2 tRNA genes and 1 rRNA gene are annotated in these 508 nt (G+C 49.0%); all 3 read left to right on the top strand.

The window, feature by feature from the left end:
- Window positions 1-117 (top strand): 16S ribosomal RNA (locus LWH95_RS21580); the annotation flags it as partial.
- A gap of 101 nt (window positions 118-218) precedes the next feature.
- Window positions 219-295 (top strand) — tRNA-Ile (locus LWH95_RS21575).
- Between the two features lie 11 nt (window positions 296-306).
- A tRNA-Ala gene (locus tag LWH95_RS21570) sits at window positions 307-382 on the top strand.
- Window positions 383-508: the final 126 nt, after the last annotated feature.

Below are 508 nucleotides of genomic sequence, written 5' to 3'. Positions count from 1 at the left end.
CACCCGAAGTCGGTGAGGTAACCTTTTAGGAGCCAGCCGCCGAAGGTGGGACAGATGATTGGGGTGAAGTCGTAACAAGGTAGCCGTATCGGAAGGTGCGGCTGGATCACCTCCTTTCTAAGGATATATACGGAATATAAGACCTTGGGTCTTATAAACAGAACGTTCCCTGTCTTGTTTAGTTTTGAAGGAACTTTGTTCCTTAAATAAGTTAAGATGGGCCTGTAGCTCAGCTGGTTAGAGCGCACGCCTGATAAGCGTGAGGTCGGTGGTTCGAGTCCACTCAGGCCCACCATCTTAAATAACGGGGCCTTAGCTCAGCTGGGAGAGCGCCTGCTTTGCACGCAGGAGGTCAGCGGTTCGATCCCGCTAGGCTCCACCAACGTGTTCTTTGAAAACTAGATAACAGTAGACATCACATTCAATTAGTAAGACAAGATATCACGTAGTGATTCTTTTTAACGGTTAAGTTAGAAAGGGCGCACGGTGGATGCCTTGGCACTAGGAG

Source organism: Bacillus sp. G16, assembly GCF_021282335.1.
Lineage (GTDB): Bacteria > Bacillota > Bacilli > Bacillales > Bacillaceae > Bacillus > Bacillus inaquosorum.
This window is presented reverse-complemented; position numbering and strand designations above follow the sequence as displayed.